Raw genomic sequence first — 288 nt, forward strand, 5'->3', positions numbered from 1 at the left:
GCACATCGTTCTGGATGGTGTCGCACAGACCGCGGCGGATATGCCGGACTATCGCCGGCTGTTTTCAGCGATTTTCACCGATTTTCATCAGTTCGATCGTTTACAAGGACCGGAAGGCGGCGAACCTGATGCGGCGCTGGTCGCGCATTGGCTTGAACGGTTGAATATGAAAAGCAAATTGCAGTTCGACGGCGCCAGAGTGACCAACCCGCAACTGTCGCAGGGGCAGCGCAAACGTCTGGCCCTGTTGCTGGCGGTGGCGGAACAACGCGATATTTTGCTGTTGGA

At 56.6% G+C, this 288-nt stretch carries 1 protein-coding gene; it reads left to right on the forward strand.

Annotated features, from left to right (window positions below):
• Positions 1–288, forward strand: a 288-nt coding sequence (locus tag J0A67_RS23685) for an ATP-binding cassette domain-containing protein (RefSeq protein ID WP_206571696.1), incomplete at both ends; no start/stop codon positions are given.

The sequence above is a fragment of the Algoriphagus aestuariicola genome (assembly GCF_017254835.1).
In the GTDB taxonomy this organism is placed as follows: Bacteria; Bacteroidota; Bacteroidia; order Cytophagales; family Cyclobacteriaceae; genus Algoriphagus; species Algoriphagus aestuariicola.